The organism is Oceaniradius stylonematis (assembly GCF_965223445.1).
GTDB classification, from domain to species: domain Bacteria; phylum Pseudomonadota; class Alphaproteobacteria; order Rhizobiales; family Rhizobiaceae; genus Roseitalea; species Roseitalea stylonematis.
In genome coordinates, this window is the sequence record NZ_OZ244994.1 from 2,288,783 (window position 1) to 2,309,791 (window position 21,009).

Genomic DNA, 21,009 nt, shown 5'->3' on the forward strand with positions numbered 1-21,009 from the left:
GGATCATCCGGGCGGCATCATGAGGCATTTGGGAGGAACGAGCATATGAGCGAAGGCATCGGCGCTGCGGTCAAGCGCAAGGAGGACAAGCGGTTCATCACGGGCCGGGGCAAATACACCGACGATATCCGCATGGAAAACCAGGCCTATGGCGCGTTCGTGCGCAGCCCGCACGCCCATGCCGAGGTCAAGGGCATCGATGCGACCGCCGCGCTTGCCATGGATGGCGTGATCGCCGTGCACACCGGGCCGGAACTCAAGGAAGACGGCATCGGCGATATCATCACCGGCTGGGCGATCCATTCCAAGGACGGCAACCCGATGAATGTCGGTGCGTGGAACCCGATGGCGACAGCCCGCGTGCGCCATGTCGGCGAACCCGTCGCCATCGTCATCGCCGAAAGCCAGGCGCTGGCGCGCCTTGCCGCCGAGGCGGTCGAGGTCGATTATGAGGAACTGCCCGCCGTCGCCGCTGCCACCAGGGCGCTGGAAGAGGGCGCACCGCTCCTGCACGACAACGTCCCCGGCAATCTGATCTTCGACTGGGAGATCGGCGACGAGGCGGCCGCCGATGCGGGCCTCGCCGGCGCCGCGCACATCACCGAGCTCGACATCGTCAACAACCGGCTGGCGCCGAACGCCATCGAGCCCCGCTCGGCGATCGCCGTCTACAACGACATCGACGATCACTACACGCTCTACACCACCAGCCAGAACCCGCATGTGGCGCGGCTGGTCCTGTCGGCCTTCTACAATGTCGCGCCCGAGCACAAGCTGCGTGTCATCGCGCCCGATGTCGGCGGCGGCTTCGGCTCGAAAATCTACATCTATCCCGAGGAGATCACCTGCCTGTGGGCGTCGATGAAGACCGGCCGTTCGGTCAAGTGGACGTCGGACCGTTCCGAAGCCTTCATGACCGACGCCCATGCGCGCGATCACGTCACCAAGGCCCGCATGGGTTTTGACGCCGACGGCAAGATCGTCGGGCTGAAGGTCAACACGGTGGCCAATATCGGCGCCTACGCGTCGCTGTTTGCGACCGCCACGCCGACCTATCTGTACGGCACGCTTCTGTCCGGCCAGTACGACATCACCAACGTCTATTGCGACGTCAAAGCGGTGCACACCAACACCGTTCCGGTCGATGCCTATCGCGGCGCCGGTCGCCCGGAGGCGACCTTTGTGATGGAACGGCTGATGGAGACCGCCGCGCGCGAGATGGGCATGGACCCGGCCGAACTGCGCCGCCGCAACTTCATCACCGAGTTCCCGCACCAGACGCCGGTGATCATGACCTACGATTCCGGCGACTTCCACGCGCTGCTCGAAAAGGGCCAGGCGGCAGCCGATGTGGCCGGCTTTGCGGCGCGCAAGGCCGAGGCCGCCTCGCGCGGCAAGCTGCGCGGCATCGGCTATTCATGCTACATCGAAGCCTGCGGCATCGCGCCGTCCAAGGCGGTCGGCTCGCTCGGCGCCGGCGTCGGCCTTTGGGAATCGGCCGAGGTGCGCGTCAATCCGGTCGGCACGATCGAAATCCTGACCGGCTCCCATGCCCACGGCCAGGGCCATGAGACGACTTTCGCGCAAGTGGTGTCGGACCGGTTCGGACTGCCGATGGACAACATCACCATCGTCCATGGCGACACCGACAAGGTGCAGATGGGCATGGGCACCTACGGCTCGCGCTCGGGCGCGGTCGGCATGAACGCCATCGTCAAGGCGATGGACAAGGTCGAGGCCAAGGTCAAGAAGATCGCCGCGCACACGCTGGAGGCCAGCGAGGACGACATCGTCATCGAGGATGGCGAGGTCAAGGTCGCCGGCACCGACAAGAAGATGGCATGGCACGAGGTGGGTCTCGCCGCCTATACCGCGCACAACCTGCCCGACGGCATGGAGCCGGGCCTCAAGGAAGGCGCCTTCTACGATCCGACCAACTTCACCTTCCCGTCGGGCACCTACATCTGCGAGGTGGAAGTGGATCCCGAGACCGGTGTCGTCGAGATCGTCCGCTTCACCGCGGCCGACGATTTCGGCACGGTCATCAACCCGATGATCGTCGAGGGCCAAGTGCATGGCGGCGTCACCCAGGGCATCGGCCAGGCGCTTCTGGAAAACGTTGTCTATGACGAGGACGGCCAGCTCATCACTGGCTCCTACATGGATTATTGCATGCCGCGCGCCGACGATGTGCCCTCCTATGTGCTCGAACATTCGACGACGGTCGCCCCGTCCAACCCGCTCGGTGTCAAGGGCTGCGGCGAAGCCGGAGCGATCGGCTCGCCGCCGGCCGTCATCAACGCGATCACCGACGCGATCGGCAACAACAATCTGACGATGCCGGCCACCCCGCAAAAGGTGTGGGCCGCCATTCAGGAAGTCGGCCTGCCGCAGGCGGCCGAATAGGGAGGATCGATCGATGTACGCAGTCAACTATCACAAGCCGGCCAGCATCGAGGACGCGGTTGCCGCCATTGGCGGCGCCGATGAGGCCAAGATCCTCGCCGGCGGCCAGACGCTTCTGCCGACCATGAAGCAGCACCTGGCCGCACCGTCCGATGTCATCGACATTCGCGGCATTGGCGGGATGACCGAGATCGCCGTGCGCGGCGACACCGTCACCATCGGCGCGGCGGCCACCCATGCGGCCGTGGCCGGCAGCAACGAGGTGGGTTCGGTGTGCCCGGCTCTGGCGGCGCTCGCCGCAGGGATCGGCGATCCGGCGGTGCGCCACATGGGCACCATCGGCGGATCGATCGCCAACAACGATCCCGCCGCCGATTATCCGGCGGGCCTTCTGGCTCTGGGCGCGACCATCGTCACCAACAATCGCGAGATCGCAGCCGACGAATTCTTCACCGGCATGTTCACGACAGCGCTTGAGGATGGCGAGATCATCACCGCGATCAACGTCAGTGCACCCGGCAAGGCGGCTTACGCCAAGTTCCGAAACCCGGCCTCGCGCTACGCCATGGTCGGTGTTTTTGTCGCCAAGACCGGCGATGGCGCGCGCGTCGCCGTCACCGGGGCGGGCGAGGACGGCGTCTTCCGTCATGACGGTCTCGAACAGGCGCTCGGCACGAACTGGTCGCCCGATGCCGTGGACGCGGTGGCGGTGTCCGCCGACGGGCTGATGAGCGACATCCACGCCTCGGCCGACTATCGCGCCCACCTGATCAAGGTGATGGCCAAGCGCGCCGTGGCGGCCGCCGGCTGACGGGCGTCGGCATACCCCAATTGCGGTAATGGGCCAAGGAATGGCCGGGCGCGATGCATGCGTCCGGCCTTTTTGCATGATGCGGGGAAGATGAACCGGCGCTGATCACTGGCCAACCCCTTGTCCATCGGATAGTCAGGGCATGAAACATACTGGCCGGCAAGGCAGTCGCGCCGGCCGGAAAGACAAGGGGAAAGAAATGCTTGTTCGAAATCTGACGGCTTTGGGCGCCGCGGTTTGCGTTGCGGGGATGATGGCAGCCACAGCGCCGGCGACGGCCCAGGACGCTTCACCGACGCCAAGCCGCTCGTCCGAATCGTTTGGCGACTGGAGTGTCGATTGCACGCTTGCCGTGACGCCCGCCGACGATGACGGCCCGCAGGATGCACCGCGCCGCGTGTGCGAGGCCGTGCAGGTCTATTCGAGCACCAACAACCGCGCCGAAATCGCGCGTCTCGCCTTCGGCCGCAATCCCGAGGACGGAGCGACGGTCGTTGCCATGCGCGTCATCGCCGACGTGTCGTTCGGCAGCGCACCGGAACTGGCCGATGGCGACACGGCATTGCTGTCGGGCCGCATAACGCGCTGCACGAGCGGTTTCTGCTTTGTCCAGTTCGAGAGCGGCGAGGACATTGCGCAGCTTCTTATCGGCGCCGAAACCCCGGCGATCCGCTATCCCGTTGCCAGCGGCCAGACGCTCGCGATCGGTGTGTCGACCGACGGGCTCACCGAAGCGCTCGCAACGCTGGCCGCGCGCAGCCAGTAATCCGCACTGAACGGGGACGTGATGACCGAGACGAAAACCGAGGAAAGAACCGCTGCCGGCAAGGATGCGAACGGAGCCGAAAGCGGCGGCCTTCTGGCCATGTACGAGACCGTGGCGGTCCTGTCGGCCGGGCTGCACGGCGATTTGCGCTTCACCCCGGCCAACCGCTTCAATGGCGCATCTCAGATGAACGCCATCATTGTCGCGGCCGCCGAGTTTCCGGAAGCGGCGCTGCACTATCCGCTCGTCTTCAGCGAACAGGACGGGCGCCGCGCCGCGCATGTGATCACCGGCCACTCGGCCGGCGAGAACCGGTTTGTCGAAAAGAGCGGCAAATGGCGTTCGGGCAGCTACATCCCGGCCTATGTCAGGCGCTATCCGTTCATCCTTGTCGAGGACAAGGCGCAGGACAGGCTGACGCTTGCCGCCGATCTCAAGAGCCGTTGGTTCGATTCGAAAAAGGGCGACCGGCTGTTCGAGGACGGAAAGCCGAGCGAAGCGGCGCAGAACGCGATGAGTTTCTGCCAGACGTATCACAACCAGCTTCTGGAGACCGACAAGCTCCTGGCCGCCATCGCCGGGACCGGCCTTCTGGTCGACCGCAATGCCGATGTGACGCTGCCCGACGAGACCAAACGGCGGATCACCGGCTTTCAGGTGGTGGACGAGGAGAAGCTGGCGCAACTGGACGATGAGACCTTCCTGTCGCTGCGCAAGAACGGCGCGCTGGCGCTGATCTACTGCCACCTGATCTCGATGCGCAACTGGCGCAACATCGTTGGCGGCGCAAAATAATCCGGGTCGCATAGGCGCCGCCTCTTATATAAGAAAAAATTGATATAGATCATGCCGCCGGCCGCCGGTCGGCTCTAAGGTCCACCCGAGAAGCATTGACCATCGGGAGGTTCCACATGTCATTTGAGCTCGACAGGCGCGCCTTTCTGGCGGCAGCGCTCGGCGCGACGGCGCTGGGCTCTGCGCGTCCGGCGCATGCGCAACGCGTGGCGACGTCGGCCAAGATCGTCATCATCGGCGCCGGTGCGGCCGGCTCATCGCTCGCCAACCGGCTGGCCGCTCGGCTCGACGGCGCCGAAATCACCATCATCGACGCGCGCAAGCGCCACCTCTACCAGCCCGGCTTCACGCTGATCGCATCGGGGCTGAAACCGGCCGGCTATTCGGTCAGCAGCACCAGCGACTGGCTGCCGCGCGCGGTCAACTGGATCGAGGAGGGCGCCGCCGAGATCGATCCCGAGGCGAAGACGGTGACGACCGACAGCGGCACGCAGGTCAGCTATGACTATCTCGTCGTCGCGGCGGGGCTGAAGCTCAACTACGACCAGATCGAGGGCATGGATGTCGGTCTGATCGGCAAGGACGGCATCGGCTCGGTCTATGCGAGCCCCGAAGCGGCCGAAGCCACATGGCGCGAGATGGACCGGTTCACCGACGAGGGCGGCGTGGGCCTGTTCAGCCGTCCGGCCACCGAGATGAAATGCGCCGGCGCGCCGCTCAAATACACCTTCCTGACCGACGACTACGCACGGCGGAAAGGCAACCGCGGCAAGACCGAGATCATCTACGCCGCACACTCAAAATCGCTGTTCGGCGTGCCGATCGTCAACGAGAAGGTGCGCATGCTCTATGGCGAGCGCGGCTTCGACACACGCTATGAGCATGTGATGAAGGCGATCGATCCGGGCCGCAAGGTGGCCACCTTCGCAACGCCGGAAGGCGACCGGGAAATCCCGTTCGATTTCACCAACGTCATCCCGCCAATGAGCGCGCCGGACGTGATCCGCAACTCGCCGCTGCCATGGGCCGACAAGTGGGTCGGCCAGGGCTATGTCGAGGTGGACCAGTACACGCTGCGTCACAATCGCTACCCGGAGGTGTTCGCCGCCGGCGACGTGGCCGGCGTGCCCAAGGGCAAGACGGCGGCATCGGCCAAATGGCAGGTACCCGTTGTCGAGGACCAGCTCGTCGCGCAGATCGCCGGTCAGGAGGGCACCGAGACCTACAATGGCTATACGTCCTGTCCGCTGATCACCCGCGTCGGCCGGGCGATGCTGATCGAGTTCGACTACAAGAACAATCTGGTGCCGTCCTTCCCCGGCGTGATCGCGCCGCTCGAGGAATTGTGGGTCTCGTGGCTGATGAAGGAAATCGCGCTGAAGGCGACTTACAACGCCATGTTGCGCGGCCGGGCTTGAGGAGGAAGAATCATGGAAGAACTGACGTTTGGAACGCTGATCGCCGTGCTCGAAGAAATGTTCGGCCGGGGCCTCTTCTGGGGGCTCGTCGTCATCGCCGCCCTGGTCACCGCCGCCTTTGTCTATGTCATCGTGCGCGACCGTTCGCTGCGCAGCCGCTGGTTCCTGCGCGCCGAACTGCTGGCGCCGATCGGGGCCATCGCCGCGATCTGGTTCGTCTTCGTCATCACCCGTTCGGGGCTGGGCGATGTCGGCGGGCCGATCGACGTGATCGCGCTGATCATGATCGGCCTTGCCGGCGCGGTCGGTCTGACCTTTCTCGCCTACACCGTGCAGGCCGTCGTCGGCGGCAAGCGCGGCGAGGCGTGACGCCTACCAGGCCGGCAGCAGCGCCGTGACGCGGTCGGCTGTGTCGCCGACAAACCCGGCGATGCGCGCGGGCTTGTCGGCGACGGTCTGAACCCGCACCGTGACCCAGCGGCGCACCATGCCGCGCCGCGTGGGCGGCGAGACGGTCACCGTCGCCTCATCGATGATGTCGCTGAGCGGGCGCTCGGCGGGAACCATGTCGCTTGCAACCGCGATCGTGCCCGCCTCGAGCGCCTCGCATTGCGCCGCCGTCGACGGATAGTCGGCCTCGATGCGGGTCAGCAGCGCCTCGCCGGCCTGCTGGCACGCGGCAATCGTCGACCAGCGCCCGTCGGGCGTATCGATGTAGTCGCAATGGGCGCCCGCATCGTCGCAGCCCATCAGCGTCAGCACCACCACCAGTTCCTTCATCACCCGACCTCGCTCCATGCATTGCGCCAGAAGCGGTAGCTCGGTCAGATGGCGCGGGCGCGGCGCAAATCGGGCAACAAGGCGGCAGGCGGATTACTGTTTGGTCATACGCAGCGCCTGCGCCAAACTCAAAACGTGATCTGACTTAATGTTCAGTATCGCGCGGGGGTATTGGATCATTGCCTGGCGCGATGGTGTCCTTACTCCTGATCCGCCCATCGACACCCTTGGTGGTCAACTCGCCGCCACCTTGGTTATGCAGCATCTCGCGCGCAGCGCTTTCCGCATCACGTTGTGTTCTGTGGACGCTAGAAGCTCGGTCAGCATCATTCCGTTTGTTGGCCCAACTTCCGTCTTGCCGACGATAGACCATGCGATCTCGATCTTTGCTCATTTCTAAGGCTCATCTGTTAGAACATAGAATGAACATACAACGATTCGCTACTCATTCCAAACCGCGTCGCGGATTGCTTGTTGAGGCCGGATCTGAATCGAGCATTGACCGTCATACGCAGCGCCCGCCATCGACCTCCAGCGCGACGCCGGTGATGAAGGCGGCTTCGTCGGAGGCCAGATAGAGCGCCGCATTGGCGATGTCGGCGGGCGTCGAAAACCGCCCGAGCGGGATGACCGACTTGAACTTGTCGCGCATCTCCGGCGTGTCGGTGCCCATGAAGGTCGCCAGCATGCCGGTCTCGCCGGCCACCGGCGCCAGGCAATTGACGCGGATGTTCTTCGGCGCCAGTTCCACGGCCATGGATTTGGTCGCCGTGATCGCCCAGCCCTTGGATGCGTTGTACCATGTCAGGCCCGGCCGCGGCCTGAGGCCCGCTGTCGACGCGGTCGTGATGATGACACCGCCGCCCTGGCCCTCCATGATCGGCACGACCGCGCGCGTCGCATGATAGATCGCCTTCATGTTGACAGCGAAGATCAGGTCAAAATCGTGCTCGTCAACGTCCAGAAGGTCGCCGTTGCGGTGGCTGTAGCCGGCATTGTTGATCATGATGTCGATGCGGCCGAACGCATCGTGCGCCGTTCGCACCATCCGCTCTATGTCGCTGCCCAGCGACACATCGACCGTCTGAGGCACCGCCGCCTCGCCCAGTTCGGCGGCGAGCGTTTCGGCGCGCTTGGCATTCATGTCGGCGATCAGGACGCGCGCGCCCTCTTCGATGAAGCGCCGCGTCATGCCTTCGCCGAATCCGCCGGCCCCGCCGGTGATGATGGCGGCCTTGCCGTCCAGTCTGCCCATGATGATCCTATCCGTGATTGAAGATGACGGTCTTGGTGGCGCTCATGTCGCGCAGCGCCTCGAAACCCTTTTCGCGGCCATGGCCGGATCTCTTGAAGCCGCCGAACGGCAATTCGATGCCGCCGCCGGCGCCATAGCCGTTGACGAAGACCTGGCCGGCCCGGACACGCTTGGCCATCCGGTGCTGGCGCCCGCCGTCTTTCGTCCAGACGCCGGCGACAAGGCCATAATCCGTCCCGTTGGCCAGACGCACCGCCTCCTCCTCGCCGTCGAAGACGAACAGCGACAGGACCGGCCCGAACACTTCCTCCCGGGCAAGCGCGCTGTCGGGCTCGACCGCGCCGAACAGGACCGGCGCCTGATAGTGACCGCCCTTCGGCGCGTCGGCGGCAATCGATCCCTCGGCCAGAACATCGGTCCCCGCCGCCTTGGCGTTGGCGACGAACCGGGCGACCCGTTCGGCCTGCTTGGCATTGATCAGCGGGCCCAGATCGCCATCGGCCCAGTGCGGCTCGGCGGTCAGGGCCGCAAAGCGCGCGGCAAGTTCCGACGCCACCGTGTCATAGACCGGGCGCTCGATCAGGATGCGGCTGCCGGCCGAGCAGGTCTGCCCGCCATTCTGGATGATCGCATTGACGAGCACCGGCAGCGCCGCCTCGATGTCCGCATCGGCAAAGACGATCTGCGGCGACTTGCCGCCAAGCTCCATCGTCACGCCGCGATTGTTTTCGGCGGCGGCCGTCTGGATCGCCGTTCCGGTCGCCGGGGAGCCGGTGAAGGTGACATAATCGACGTCGGCATGCGCCGACAGCGCCGCACCGGCTTCCGAGCCAAGTCCGGTGACCACGTTGAAGACCCCATCGGGAAATCCGGCCTCCAGCGCCAGTTCAGCGACGCGGATGGCCGTCAGCGAGGCATCCTCGGCCGGCTTGATCACCAGCGTGTTGCCCATTGCCAGCGCCGCGCCGGCGACGCGCGCCAGAATCTGCAGCGGATAGTTCCACGGGATGATCCCGGCGACGACGCCATGCGGCTCGCGCAGGGTCAGCGCCGTGTAGCCGTCCAGAAACGGGATCTGCTCGCCATGCACCTTGTCCGCCGCGCCGCCATAATATTCGAAATAGCGCAGCGTGGCGGTCACATCGGCAATGCCCTGCCGCAGCGGCTTGCCCGTGTCGCGGCTTTCAAGCGCCGCCAGTTCGCCGGCATGATCGGCGATCCGGTCGCCGAGCCGCGTCAGAAGCCGTCCCCGCTCGGCAGCGGCCATCTTCGCCCAGGGACCGGCCTCGAAGGCGGCGCGCGCGGCGGCCACCGCCGCATCCACATCGGCGGCGTCAGACCGTGCGATCTTGGCAAAGCCGATGCCACCCGAGGGAGACGTGACCTCCAGCACGGCACCGGACCGGGCCGCTGCCAATGCGCCGCCTATGACATTGTGCCCAGGGGCGCCTTCGCCGGCGCGGCGCGCGAGATCGGAATCCGGTTTTGTCAGCATGTCCACCTCCCTTGGCCGCCGCGGCACATGAACGTTCGATGATTTTTCCGGTTGCGTCAATCTGGGCGCTGGCATTCTTAAATCGATTAGATTATGGTGGCGGCATCACGCCCAATCACCGGATACTCCCGATGTCGAGCCAGATCATTCCCGTCGATCCGTTTGACTGCATCATCTTCGGCGGCACCGGCGACCTCGCCGAACGCAAGCTCCTGCCGGCGCTCTATCATCGCCAGAAGGACGGTCAGATGACCGAGCCGACGCGCATTGTCGGCGCCTCGCGATCGGACCTGTCGCCCAATGAATACCGGGACTTCGCGCTGACCGCGCTCAAGACCCACGTCAAGGATGAACTCGACGACGACGAGGTCGAGAAGTTTCTCGCCAAGCTCGATTACGTCTCGGTCGATGTGAAGTCCGAGCGCGGCTGGGACGCGCTGGCCAAGACGCTCGGGACCGATACGGGCAAGAAGCGCGCCTGCTATCTCGCCGTCGGTCCGTCCCTGTTCGGCGACATCGCCACGCGTCTGCGCGACAGCGGGCTGATCACGCCCGAAACCCGCATCATCGTCGAAAAGCCGATCGGTCGGGATCTCAAATCGGCCACCGCGCTCAACGACACGCTGGGCGAGGTGTTCGACGAATACCAGATCTTCCGCATCGACCATTATCTGGGCAAGGAGACGGTGCAGAACCTTATGGCGCTGCGCTTTGCCAACGCGCTCTACGAGCCTTTGTGGAACTCGGCCCATATCGACCATGTCCAGATCACGGTGGCAGAATCGGTCGGCCTCGAGGGCCGCGCCGGCTATTACGACAAGGCCGGCGCGCTGCGCGACATGGTGCAGAACCATCTTCTGCAGCTTCTGTGTCTCGTCGCCATGGAACCGCCCTCCTCGATGGATGCCAATGCCGTCCGCGACGAAAAGCTCAAGGTTCTGCGCGCGCTCGAGCCGGTCGGCGAGCACAATGTCGAAAAGCTCACCGTGCGCGGCCAGTACGGGGCGGGCGCTTCGGCCGGCGGTCCGGTCAAGGGCTATCTGGAAGAGCTTGAAGGCGGCGAAAGCAACACCGAAACCTTCGTGGCATTGAAGGCCGAGATCGGCAGTTGGCGCTGGGCCGGCGTGCCCTTCTACCTGCGCACGGGCAAGCGCATGACGACGCGCGTGTCGGAGATCGTCATCGCCTTCAAGCCGGTGCCCCATTCGATCTTCGACCAGGGCGCGGGGCGCATGTCGGCCAACAATCTGGTCATCCGCCTGCAGCCGGACGAGGGCGTCAAGCAGTGGATCATGATCAAGGATCCGGGCCCCGGCGGCATGCGGCTGCGCCATGTGCCGCTCGACATGAGTTTCGCGTCCGCCTTCAACGTGCGCAATCCCGACGCCTATGAACGGCTGATCATGGACGTGATCCGCGGCAACCAGACCCTGTTCATGCGCCGCGACGAGGTCGAGGCCGCCTGGCGCTGGATCGATCCGATCCTGTCGGCATGGGAAGAGACCGGCCAGCAATGCCAGCGCTATACGGCCGGAACATGGGGACCGTCGGCCTCGATCGCGCTGATCGAGCGCGACGGACGGACCTGGCATGAGAGCGACTGACGCGCCGGCCGGGCTTCACCGGCACGACTATGCCACGCGCGACCAGCTCGCCGAGGCGCTGGCCGCCGGTGTCTCGGCCAAGCTTGCCGGCGGGATCGCGACGCGCGGACACGCCTCGCTGGCCGTCTCGGGCGGCTCGACGCCCAAGCGCTTCTTCGAGGTTCTGTCCAAGGCCGGGCTCGACTGGTCTTCGGTCATGGTGCTGCTGGTCGACGAGCGGCTGGTGCCGCCGGACCATGAGCGGGCCAATGCCGGGCTGGTGCGGCGTCATCTGATGCAGAACCGCGCCGCTGAGGCGCGCTTCGTGCCCTATGTCGTCGATGGCCACACGCCCGCCGAATGCGCGCGCCTGTCGCAGGCCGCCTTCGAGCAGGACGGCCACCGGCTCGACGCGTGCATCCTCGGCATGGGCACGGACGGCCACACCGCGTCCTTCTTTCCCGGCGGCGACCGTCTTGCCGAGGCGCTCGACCCGGAGGGTGACGACAAGGTGCTGCCCATCTTTGCCGAAGGCGCGGGCGAGCCGCGTCTGACGCTGACGCTTCCCCCGATCCTCGATGCCCGTTTCGTCGCCCTGCACATCGAGGGTGCCGAGAAGCGCACGACGCTTGAAACCGCGCTCGGCGGCACCGATGTCGATGCCATGCCCGTTCGCGCGGTGCTGCACCAGACCGCAACGCCGGTCCATGTCTTCTGGGCGCCATGAGCGGCGCCCGCACTGGACCCGAACGCCCGATCCGGAGATCAACGCCATGACCGCCTATGATGTCAACGCCACCATTTCCGCCGTCACCGAACGGATGCGCGAGCGCTCGAGAGCCGGCCGCGAACTCTATCTGGAGCGACTGGCCGACCGCGCGAGCCAGGGGCCGAAGCGCTCGAAACTGTCCTGCGGCAACCTCGCCCATGGCTTTGCTGCGTGCGGGCCGGCCGACAAGGCGGACCTGAAGGGCGATACCGTCGCCAATCTTGGCATCATCACCGCCTACAACGACATGCTGTCGGCGCATCAGCCCTTCGAGACGTTTCCAGCGCTCATCAAGCAGGCCGCGCGCGATGCGGGCGGCGTCGCCCAGGTCGCCGGCGGCGTGCCGGCCATGTGCGACGGCGTCACCCAGGGTCAGGCGGGCATGGAGCTGTCTCTGTTCTCGCGCGACGTGATCGCGCTCTCGACCGCCGTCGGCCTGTCGCACGACATGTTCGACGCGGCGGTCTATCTGGGCGTCTGCGACAAGATCGTGCCCGGCCTTCTGATCGCCGCGCTTACCTTCGGCCATCTGCCGGCGGTGTTCATTCCCGCCGGTCCGATGACCTCCGGCCTGCCCAATGACGAAAAGGCGAAAACGCGCCAGCTCTATGCGGAAGGCAAGATCGGCCGCGACGAGCTCTTGGAGGCCGAAAGCGCGTCCTATCACGGCCCCGGCACATGCACCTTTTACGGCACGGCCAACTCCAACCAGATGCTGATGGAGATCATGGGCCTGCACATTCCCGGTGCAAGCTTCGTCAATCCGAACACGCCGCTGCGCGACGCGCTGACCCGCGAGGCGACCCGGCGGGCGATGGCGATCACCGCGCTCGGCAACGAGTTCACCCCGGTCGGCGAGATGATCGATGAGCGGTCGGTCGTCAATGGCGTGATCGGCCTGCACGCGACCGGAGGGTCGACCAATCACACCATCCACCTGATCGCGATGGCCGCCGCCGCCGGCATCACGCTGACATGGGAGGATATATCCGACCTGTCCGACGCGGTGCCGCTTCTGGCGCGCGTCTATCCCAACGGCCTTGCCGACGTGAACCATTTCCATGCCGCCGGCGGGCTCGGTTTCATGATCCGTGAACTGGCCGACCATGGCCTTCTGCACCGCGACGTGCGCACCGTCTGGGGTCACGGGCTGGACCCCTACATGATCGAGCCGGCGCTTGGGCGCGAGGACGGCACGGTCGAGCGGCGCCCGGCGCCCAAAAAGTCCGGCAACGAGAAGGTGCTGGCGCCGGTGGCAAAGGCGTTCCAGCCCAATGGCGGGCTGAAGATGCTGACCGGCAATCTGGGCCGCGGCGTCATCAAGATCTCGGCGGTCAAGCCGGACCGGCACGTGATCGAGGCGCCGGCGCGCGTCTTCCACGACCAGAACGATCTGCAAGCCGCCTTCAAGGCCGGCGAATGCGATCGCGACATGGTGGCGGTCATCCGCTTCCAGGGCCCGAAGGCAAACGGCATGCCCGAACTGCACAAGCTGACACCGTGCCTTGGGATCCTGCAGGATCGCGGCCATCAGGTGGCGCTGGTTACCGACGGCCGGATGTCGGGTGCGTCCGGCAAGGTGCCGGCGGCGATCCATGTGACGCCCGAGGCGCTCGATGGCGGGCCGATCGCCAAGGTCCGCGACGGCGACATGGTGCGCATCGACGCGATCAACGGAACGCTCGAAGTGCTGGTCGACGCGACAGAATTCGAAAGCCGCGAGCCGGCAAAGGTCGATCTGACCGCCAACACGCACGGTATCGGCCGGGAACTGTTCGAGACGTTCCGCCGGGTGGCCACCCGCGCCGATCAGGGCGCCAGCGTGTTCATGCCGCCGCCCGCGCCGGCCGGCGGCGCCGCGCCGTCTTCCGCCCGGCCGGTCAGCGTGCCGCTGGCGGACGATGCCTTTCGGTAAGTCTTGGCTTACTCAACGGTGATCGTGATCGTCTCCGAAACAACCGGCCGGTCGTGCGGAATGTGATTGTGATCGCCGGTGACGAGCTGCAGCGTGTGCTCGCCCGCGGGCAGCTCAAGCGTCACTTCGGTCTGACCGCCGCCGAAATGGATGTGATGGTCATCGGCCGGAATGTTGCCGGCGGCATCCGCGTCGCCAAACGGCGCCCGGTTGACGAACAGGTGGTGATGGCCGGTGCCCTCCATCTCGATGCCCGCCGGCGCGACGCCCATGCCGCGCATGCCGAACACGATCCTGACCGGGCTCTGCACGGCGGCGCCGTCGTCCAGATTGACGATGTAAACCTCCGCTCCGTCCGCCGACGGCGTCCCCTGCGCCAGCGCGGCGGTTGAAAGCAATGTGAAAAGCGCCGCCGTTGCGGCCAACGTCTTGTGCATGTCGATTTCCTCCACTTAGAAGAAGAGGAGTTAGCGCAGGCTCACCCAAGGGCAATCGATCGTGATCGTTGCGACCGGTGCGCCTTTGCGGGACAGGATTGTTAACCCAAACTGAAGGTCTTGTTTCACAATCGGTTTCTCCGCGTGCATACAGGCGGCCATTGGCGTCGGGCTGGCCGGCTCGGCACGCACGCATTTTCGAGAAGTGATAACCGATGACCAGCCAGACCCTTGCCGCCGAGACCATCGCCGACCCCTATTCCAATCCGGAATCCATCGAAAGCCGTTTCCGCCGCGCCCGTTTTGCCCGGGTCGAGGCGCTGATCGAGCAGGCGCTCGACAACCGCAAGACGATCGACATCATCGATCTGGGCGGGCGCGAGATCTACTGGACCGTCGGCGCCGAGTTTCTGGCGCGCCATCGCGGGCGCGTCAGGATTCACCTGGTCAATCTCGAGAGCGACCTGGTGCCGGTCAGGGATACGGGCCTGTTCGAGGCCCATGCCGGCGACGCCTGCGACACGCACAGCTACAAGGCAAACGCCTTCGATCTGGTTCACTCCAACTCGGTCATCGAACATGTCGGCGGATGGGACCGGATCGGCCAGTTTGCCGACAATGTGCGCCGCCTGGCGCCGCGCTATTTCGTCCAGACGCCCAATTTCTGGTTTCCGCTCGAGCCGCATTTCCGGGTGCCGGGCTATCAGTGGCTGCCGGCCCGCTGGCGCACGCATCTTTTGCAGATGCGCAGGCTCGGCTTTTACGACCGCGAGCCCGACTATCGCAAGGCACGGTCGATCGTCGAAGAGGTCAAGCTCCTGACGCGCCATGACATGGCGAATCTGTTCCCCGATGCGGATATCGCCATGGAGCGGGTCGCCGGCCTGCCCAAGTCGATCATGGCCAGCCGCGCCGCATAAGGCACGCCTCCCGAAGAGACCCGAGACCTCGGCGGTCCTGGCGGACCGTTAGTGTTCTCCGGAACACAGGCCGTGATCGGCCAGCGCCTCGATGATCCGGCATTCGCCGACCCGGTCCGCATCGCACATCTGTTCGATGCGGCCGAGCTCCGCCTCAAGGCGTCTCAAACGCTCGATCCTGGCGTGAATTTCCGCCCGGTGCTCGCGGGCGATCCGATGCGCGTCCGCGCAGGGTTCTTCGGGATGGGCCGAAAGCTCGGCAAGCTCGCGGATGGCTTCGATGGACAGGCCCAGATCGCGCGCGTGCCGGATGAATGACAATCGTTCGAGCCCGTCCCGGTCGTAGCGCCGCTGGTTGCCCTCGGTCCGCCCCGCCGGCGCGATCAGCCCCATCTGCTCGTAATAGCGGATCGTCGGCACCTTGACGCCGGTGCGCCGCGACAGATCGCCGATCGAGAACATCGAAATACCCTCTTGAACCTATAGCCGCTAGAGAGATTAGGTTGATGATGTCCATACATCAAGGAGACGGTCATGGGTGCGGGTTGCGGCCATCACGAAACGACATTTGACGGCATGTCCGCGGACTACAAGCGCCGCTTGTGGGCTGTCATCGCCATCAACGCGACGATGTTCGCCGTCGAAATGGCCGCTGGCCACTGGGCCGGTTCGCAGGCGCTCAAGGCCGATGCGCTGGATTTCTTCGGCGATGCGCTGACCTACGGCATTTCGCTGGCGGTGATCGGCTCGTCGCTGTCGGTGCGCGCCAATGCGGCGCTCTTGAAGGGCGTCAGCCTTCTGGCGATGGGCGTCTGGGTTTTCGGCTCGACGCTTTATGCGGTGTTCGTCGCCGGCGTGCCTTCGGCGCCGGTCATGGGCGTGATCGGCTTTCTGGCGCTTGCCGCCAACGTGACCAGCGTGCTCTTGCTCGTCGCTTACAAGGATGGCGATGCCAATGTCCGCTCGGTCTGGCTGTGTTCGCGCAACGATGCGATCGGCAATGTCGCGGTGATGATCGCCGCGCTCGGCGTCTGGGGCACGGCGACCGGCTGGCCGGACCTGATCGTCGCGGCGATCATGGCGGGCCTGTTCCTGACTTCGGCCTTCCAGATCATCCGCCAGGCGATGGACGAAAAGCGTCAGGCCATGGCGGCGGCGGCGGAATAGGCCCCGCCGCGCACCGTCCGGTCGGTTGGGACGGCCCTACTGGTCCATGGAGCCGTGCTCCATGCCGCCGCCCAGATGTTCGCGGATCTGTTCCAGGCTCTCGACATTGAATGTGACGGTCACGTCGCCGGCCTTTTCGAAGGTCAGCGTCGCCGGCAGTTTGGCGCCTTCTTCGAGCTGCTGGTCTAGCTGCATGAACATCACGTGCAGTCCGCCGGGCTTGAGCACCACTTCGCCGCCGGCGGGAATTTCAACGCCGCCCTCGATCTCGCGCATCTTCATCACGTCGCCATCCATCACCATTTCGTGGATTTCCACCTTGCCGGCGAAGTCGGCGGCGCCGGCCATCAGCCGGTCGGCCTCCTCGCCAGTGTTGCGGATGGTCATGTAGCCGCCCGAAACGGGCGCGTTGGCGGGCGTGGCGCGTGCCACCGGATGGTCGATGACGAGATCGCCGGCCTTGTGTTCTTCATGGGCAAAGGCGGATGCGCCCGCCAGGACGGTGGCGGCGGCGGTCAGAATGAACTTGTTCATGGGATGTCTCATGGATTGTGTGCAGGCCACCGTGGGGCGGCACCGGCAAAGGGATCGGGATTTGGCAGATGTCGCGTGTCAGCCGGCGGGCGGCGGGCCGCGCACCGGCGCCGTTTCCAGATGCGCCGCTGCGATCGGCGGTCCGGTGCGGGTGACAAGAGGCGAGCCGGTCTCCGCCCGCAGCCGCATGGCCGGAAGGCAGTTGCCGGGTCCCGGCACCGCCGCTCCGCCCGCGATCAGGCAGAATTCGCACAGGCTGCCCGAGATGCCGCCGTCGTCTTCAGGCAGGCACCGGACCGGCATCGAGCCGTCCGGGAGCACATAGTGCGCCATCTCCAGAGCGCTCATGCCTGTCGGTGTCGCGGCGGCAGGCCGATGCGCGAACGCAGCCATCGCCAGCGCGGCGATCAGCGCCAGCCGCACGAGGACGGCGCGGGCACCGTCGTGTCTGCCGGGAGCCAAGCGGTTCATGGGCATTGTTTGACGCGAAACCTGCGCGTGCGCAAGCGCCCGGCCGTCGCTGCGGCAGCACACCGCACCGCGCCCGCGTTCAGCCGCGGCCGCGCGTCTTGGTCTTGCCGCGCCGCGTCGCCTGCGCGCGTTCCACATTGGCTTCCAGCAGATCGATGATCTTGCCGGCGACATCCTTTCCGGTCGCCTTTTCCACGCCTTCCAGACCGGGCGACGAATTGACCTCCATCACTACCGGCCCGTGGCTCGAGCGTAGCATGTCGACACCGCACACATCCAGGCCCATGGTCTTGGCGGCCTGAACGGCCGTCGCCCGCTCGATCGGCGTGATCCGGATCGCCTCGGCCATGCCGCCGCGGTGCAGGTTCGAGCGAAATTCGCCCGCCTTGCCGGTCCGTTTCATCGTCGCCACCACCTTGCCGCCGACGACGAAGGCGCGGATGTCGGTGCCGCCGGCTTCCTTGATGAACTCCTGGGCCATGATGTGCACCTTGGCGCCGCGGAACGCTTCGATGACCGACTTGGCCGACTGCATGGTCTCGGCGAGCACGACGCCGATTCCCTGCGTTCCTTCGAGAAGCTTGACCACAGTCGGCGGTCCGCTCGTCATGCGCACGATATCCTCGGCACGTTTGGGATCGTAGGCAAAGGCCGTCACCGGCAGGCCGACACCGTCCCGAGCCAGCAACTGCATCGAGCGCAGCTTGTCGCGTGAGCGGCCGATGGCGACCGATTCGTTCAGCGGATAGACGCCCATCATCTCGAACTGGCGCAGCACCGCCATGCCGTAGAAGGTGATCGAGGCGCCGATGCGCGGAATGACCGCGTCGTAGCCCGTCATCTTCTCGCCATTGTAGTAGACCGAAGGCCGCCGCGAGGTGATGTTCATGTAGCAGTGCAGCGTGTTGACGATGTCGAGCGTGTGCCCCCGCGCCTCGGCGACCGTCTTGATCCGCTGGTGCGAGTAAAGGTCCGGATTGCGCGCGAGCATGACGATTTTCATGGCGTTTCCCTGTCGGTCGGCGGATCGGGCCAGGCGGGATTGCCGGCCATCCAGGACCGGGTCGGATCGACGATCAGGCGGCCGATCCGCATGGCGCTGCGCCCCACCAGCATGTTGTAGACCATGTCGGTGCGGTCGGTCAGCGTCACCTCGGCGCGAAACGTCTCCGCGCCGATGACGAAGCGCGTGGCGATCACGCACCGCCGCTCCACCTGGCCGCTGCTCGACTTGACCTCCCGGAACTCGCGCATCCGCGCCTCGGCCGGCTCCGGCGTCGGCGCACCGTTGGCGCCGGGTGGATGAAAGCGCACCCAGCTTCGGTCATTGCGCGCGAAGAACTCCAGATTGTCGACATGCAGCGCCGATGTCAGCGCACCGGTATCGATCTTGGCACGGATGCGATCGACGCCCAGATCGGGCAGCGCCAGCTTTTCCCGCCAGCCGATGATCTGAAACCCGTGCGCGATCAGATCGTGCCGCGCCACGCCCGCCTTGGGCTTGTGGTCCATGGTGGTCAAAAACTCTTGCGCCTTTCATCGCTCGGCGCCCGGCCGAACTGCATGCGGTAACTCTGCGCGAAATAGGAGTGCGACGTAAAGCCCGTCGACAGCGCCACTTCCAGAATCGGGATGTTGGTCTGGCGCAGCAGCTGCCGGGCGCGTTCAAGGCGCAGCGTCATGTAGTAGCGCCCGGGCGTCGATTCGAGATGCTTGAGGAACAGCCGTTCCACCTGCCGCACCGAAAGCTCCACCGATTGCGCCAGAACCCCAGCCGACAGCGGCTCCTCCAGATTGTCGGCCATCAGTTCGGTCAGCCGCCGCAGCTTTTCCGACTTGCCCGTCAGGTCAGGCTCGCGGCCGACACGCTGGCGGTCCTCATGGCTGCGGATGCGCTCATACTGGAAGTTGTTGGCCACCTTGTTGGTGATCTCGGCACCGAAATCGGCGCGCACGATCTCCAGCATCAGGTCGATGCCGGTCGTGCCGCCCGCCGCCGTGTACCGCTTCCGGTCGATCTCGTAGACGTTCGATGTGCATTCGATGTGCGGGAACGCCTCGCGGAAGCCGGCGCGGTTCTCCCAGTGGATCGTACAGCGATGGCCCTCGAGCTGCCCGGCCTGGGCGAGAATATGGCTGCCCACCGAAAGGGCTCCGAGGCTTGCCCCGCGCCGTCCCAGCGTGCGCAGCGCGTTGACGACCTTCTGCCTGCCCGGAAAATCGAGGGTCATCGAAGCGACGACGAATGTCAGGTCGGCAGGCTCGAGCGTGTCGACCGAATGGGCCGGTTTCAGCGTCAGCCCGTTCGACGCGCGCACCGGCTCGCCATCGTGCGACACCGTCGACCAGCGATAATAGCCGGTGCCCGACACCAGGTTGGCCGTGCGCAGCACGTCGATCACCGCCGACACGCAGAACATGGAGAATTCCTCGGCGAGAATGAAGGCGAAATGCCGCGATGGAACGTCGGACGTCATGACTGGTCTTGCTGTCACATATGTTGGACGGCCCGGGACACTGACGCCAAAGCCGGGGCCGCGCAAGCCCCGAACGGTGCCCGGCCGGCGCGTCAGAAAACGGGCGGCGTGCGTCCCGCCGACCGGTATGCCGCAACGATCGTGTTGACCATCAGCATGGCGATCGTCATCGGCCCGACACCGCCGGGAACCGGCGTGATGGCGCCTGCGGCTTCGGCGGCGTCATCGAAATCGACATCGCCGACGAGCCGCGTCTTGCCCTCGCCCTTTTCGGGCGCGGGGATGCGGTTGATGCCGACATCGATCACCGTCGCCCCCGGCTTGACCCAGTTGCCCTTGATCATCTGCGGCCGGCCGACGGCGGCGACCAGTATGTCGGCGGTGCGGCACAGGCCGGGCAGGTCCTTTGTGCGCGAATGGGCAACGGTCACCGTGGCGTTGGCGGCCAGAAGCAGGTTGAACATCGGCTTGCCGACAATGTTGGAGCGGCCGACGACGACCGCGTTCTTGCCCGACAGATCCTTGCCGAGCACACTTTCGATCAGCAGCATCGAGCCCGCCGGCGTGCACGGCACGAAGGCGCTGTCGGTCACGCCCGTGCCCAGCTTGCCCACATTGGTGAAATGGAAGCCATCGACATCCTTGTCCGGCGCGATCGCCTGGATGACCGCACCCTCGTCGATATGGCCGGGCAGCGGCAATTGCACCAGGACGCCGTGGATGGCCGGATCGCCGTTCAGTTCGTCGATCAGCCCCATCAGCGCTTCCTGGCCGGTGTCGTCCGGCAGCGCGTGCTCGACCGACAGGAAGCCGCAGGCCCGCGCGGTGCGGCCCTTGTTTGCGACATAGACCTTGGAGGCCGGGTCGTCGCCGACGATGACGACGGCCAGACCCGGCTGCATGCCTGTCTGCGCCTTCAGCATCTCGGCTGCCGTCTTGACCCCTTCGGTGACTTCCGCCGCGACCGCCTTGCCGTCGATGATCTGTGCCATGTCCAACCCCCGTGCTGT

General features: G+C 65.6%; 22 protein-coding genes and 1 pseudogene. 11 read left to right on the forward strand and 12 right to left on the reverse strand.

Annotation, left to right across the window (positions count from 1 at the left end; translation table 11 throughout):
• Positions 1-45 precede the first annotated feature (45 nt).
• From ACOQOU_RS11305 to ACOQOU_RS11330, 6 genes are all read left to right on the forward strand, one after another.
• Entirely contained in the window at positions 46-2,406 is a 2,361-nt protein-coding gene (locus ACOQOU_RS11305; RefSeq protein ID WP_306026467.1) for a xanthine dehydrogenase family protein molybdopterin-binding subunit, read from the forward strand.
• Positions 2,407-2,419: 13 nt separating this feature from the next.
• A complete protein-coding gene (locus ACOQOU_RS11310; RefSeq protein ID WP_306026468.1) occupies positions 2,420-3,217 on the forward strand; it encodes an FAD binding domain-containing protein in 798 nt (265 codons plus the stop codon).
• A 250-nt stretch (positions 3,218-3,467) separates the two neighbouring features.
• A complete protein-coding gene (locus ACOQOU_RS11315; RefSeq protein WP_420578718.1) occupies positions 3,468-3,983 on the forward strand; it encodes an invasion associated locus B family protein in 516 nt (171 codons plus the stop codon).
• A 21-nt stretch (positions 3,984-4,004) separates the two neighbouring features.
• The gene (locus ACOQOU_RS11320) at positions 4,005-4,778 is read left to right on the forward strand and encodes a SapC family protein (protein WP_306026470.1); all 774 of its coding nucleotides are present in this window, start codon (positions 4,005-4,007) and stop codon (positions 4,776-4,778) included.
• Between the two features lie 116 nt (positions 4,779-4,894).
• Entirely contained in the window at positions 4,895-6,196 is a 1,302-nt protein-coding gene (locus tag ACOQOU_RS11325) for an NAD(P)/FAD-dependent oxidoreductase (RefSeq protein ID WP_306026471.1), read from the forward strand.
• Between the two features lie 12 nt (positions 6,197-6,208).
• A complete protein-coding gene (locus ACOQOU_RS11330) occupies positions 6,209-6,565 on the forward strand; it encodes a DUF5368 domain-containing protein (protein WP_109767746.1) in 357 nt (118 codons plus the stop codon).
• A gap of 3 nt (positions 6,566-6,568) precedes the next feature.
• Here ACOQOU_RS11330 and ACOQOU_RS11335 read toward each other — a convergent pair whose 3' ends face one another.
• The 4 genes from ACOQOU_RS11335 to ACOQOU_RS11350 form a co-directional block, all read right to left on the reverse strand.
• Complete coding sequence (locus tag ACOQOU_RS11335) at positions 6,569-6,994, reverse strand: hypothetical protein (RefSeq protein ID WP_306026472.1); 426 nt, start codon at positions 6,992-6,994, stop codon at positions 6,569-6,571.
• 127 nt (positions 6,995-7,121) lie between these two features.
• Positions 7,122-7,370 carry a DUF2188 domain-containing protein gene (locus tag ACOQOU_RS11340; RefSeq protein ID WP_346433281.1) on the reverse strand — a complete coding sequence of 83 codons (249 nt, stop codon included), beginning with the start codon at positions 7,368-7,370 and terminating at the stop codon, positions 7,122-7,124.
• Between the two features lie 111 nt (positions 7,371-7,481).
• Positions 7,482-8,231 (reverse strand): SDR family oxidoreductase, encoded by a 750-nt coding sequence (locus tag ACOQOU_RS11345; RefSeq protein ID WP_306026474.1) that lies wholly within the window; start codon positions 8,229-8,231, stop codon positions 7,482-7,484.
• Positions 8,232-8,238: 7 nt separating this feature from the next.
• Complete coding sequence (locus ACOQOU_RS11350) at positions 8,239-9,726, reverse strand: aldehyde dehydrogenase family protein (RefSeq protein ID WP_306026475.1); 1,488 nt, start codon at positions 9,724-9,726, stop codon at positions 8,239-8,241.
• Between the two features lie 131 nt (positions 9,727-9,857).
• Between ACOQOU_RS11350 and zwf the strand changes: the two genes are divergently transcribed.
• The 3 genes and pseudogenes from zwf to edd form a co-directional block, all read left to right on the forward strand.
• The gene (zwf, locus tag ACOQOU_RS11355) at positions 9,858-11,330 is read left to right on the forward strand and encodes a glucose-6-phosphate dehydrogenase (protein ID WP_306026476.1); all 1,473 of its coding nucleotides are present in this window, start codon (positions 9,858-9,860) and stop codon (positions 11,328-11,330) included.
• Complete coding sequence (pgl, locus tag ACOQOU_RS11360) at positions 11,317-12,036, forward strand: 6-phosphogluconolactonase (protein WP_109767750.1); 720 nt, start codon at positions 11,317-11,319, stop codon at positions 12,034-12,036. Before zwf ends, pgl begins: the two co-directional genes overlap by 14 nt.
• A 46-nt stretch (positions 12,037-12,082) precedes the next feature.
• Positions 12,083-13,906: pseudogene (gene edd / locus ACOQOU_RS11365) on the forward strand (phosphogluconate dehydratase); the annotation flags it as partial.
• A gap of 95 nt (positions 13,907-14,001) precedes the next feature.
• Here edd and ACOQOU_RS11370 read toward each other — a convergent pair.
• Positions 14,002-14,430, reverse strand: a complete 429-nt coding sequence (locus ACOQOU_RS11370; RefSeq protein WP_306026477.1) for a DUF4399 domain-containing protein — start codon at positions 14,428-14,430, stop codon at positions 14,002-14,004.
• 215 nt (positions 14,431-14,645) lie between these two features.
• Here ACOQOU_RS11370 and ACOQOU_RS11375 point away from each other — a divergent pair, with 215 nt between their 5' ends.
• The gene (locus ACOQOU_RS11375) at positions 14,646-15,350 is read left to right on the forward strand and encodes a class I SAM-dependent methyltransferase (RefSeq protein WP_306026478.1); all 705 of its coding nucleotides are present in this window, start codon (positions 14,646-14,648) and stop codon (positions 15,348-15,350) included.
• Between the two features lie 48 nt (positions 15,351-15,398).
• On the opposite strand, the gene ACOQOU_RS11380 is transcribed toward ACOQOU_RS11375, so the two are convergent.
• Positions 15,399-15,812, reverse strand: coding sequence for a MerR family transcriptional regulator (locus ACOQOU_RS11380; protein ID WP_306026479.1), 414 nt, complete (start codon positions 15,810-15,812; stop codon positions 15,399-15,401).
• Between the two features lie 72 nt (positions 15,813-15,884).
• Between ACOQOU_RS11380 and ACOQOU_RS11385 the strand changes: the two genes are divergently transcribed.
• Positions 15,885-16,517, forward strand: coding sequence for a cation transporter (locus tag ACOQOU_RS11385; RefSeq protein WP_306026480.1), 633 nt, complete (start codon positions 15,885-15,887; stop codon positions 16,515-16,517).
• Between the two features lie 36 nt (positions 16,518-16,553).
• On the opposite strand, the gene ACOQOU_RS11390 is transcribed toward ACOQOU_RS11385, so the two are convergent.
• The 6 genes from ACOQOU_RS11390 to folD all read right to left on the reverse strand — a co-directional run bounded on the left by ACOQOU_RS11390 (position 16,554) and on the right by folD (position 20,991).
• Entirely contained in the window at positions 16,554-17,051 is a 498-nt protein-coding gene (locus tag ACOQOU_RS11390; RefSeq protein ID WP_109767755.1) for a copper chaperone PCu(A)C, read from the reverse strand.
• A gap of 78 nt (positions 17,052-17,129) precedes the next feature.
• Positions 17,130-17,522: a hypothetical protein gene (locus ACOQOU_RS11395; protein ID WP_120222630.1), complete on the reverse strand. Its 393-nt coding sequence runs from the start codon at positions 17,520-17,522 to the stop codon at positions 17,130-17,132.
• Between the two features lie 79 nt (positions 17,523-17,601).
• Positions 17,602-18,525 (reverse strand): 30S ribosomal protein S6--L-glutamate ligase, encoded by a 924-nt coding sequence (gene rimK, locus ACOQOU_RS11400; protein WP_109767757.1) that lies wholly within the window; start codon positions 18,523-18,525, stop codon positions 17,602-17,604.
• Positions 18,522-19,034, reverse strand: a complete 513-nt coding sequence (locus tag ACOQOU_RS11405) for an ATP-dependent zinc protease (RefSeq protein ID WP_109767758.1) — start codon at positions 19,032-19,034, stop codon at positions 18,522-18,524. Before ACOQOU_RS11405 ends, rimK begins: the two co-directional genes overlap by 4 nt.
• A 5-nt stretch (positions 19,035-19,039) precedes the next feature.
• Positions 19,040-19,999: a GlxA family transcriptional regulator gene (locus ACOQOU_RS11410; RefSeq protein WP_306026481.1), complete on the reverse strand. Its 960-nt coding sequence runs from the start codon at positions 19,997-19,999 to the stop codon at positions 19,040-19,042.
• A gap of 92 nt (positions 20,000-20,091) precedes the next feature.
• Complete coding sequence (gene folD / locus ACOQOU_RS11415) at positions 20,092-20,991, reverse strand: bifunctional methylenetetrahydrofolate dehydrogenase/methenyltetrahydrofolate cyclohydrolase FolD (protein WP_306026482.1); 900 nt, start codon at positions 20,989-20,991, stop codon at positions 20,092-20,094.
• Positions 20,992-21,009: the final 18 nt, after the last annotated feature.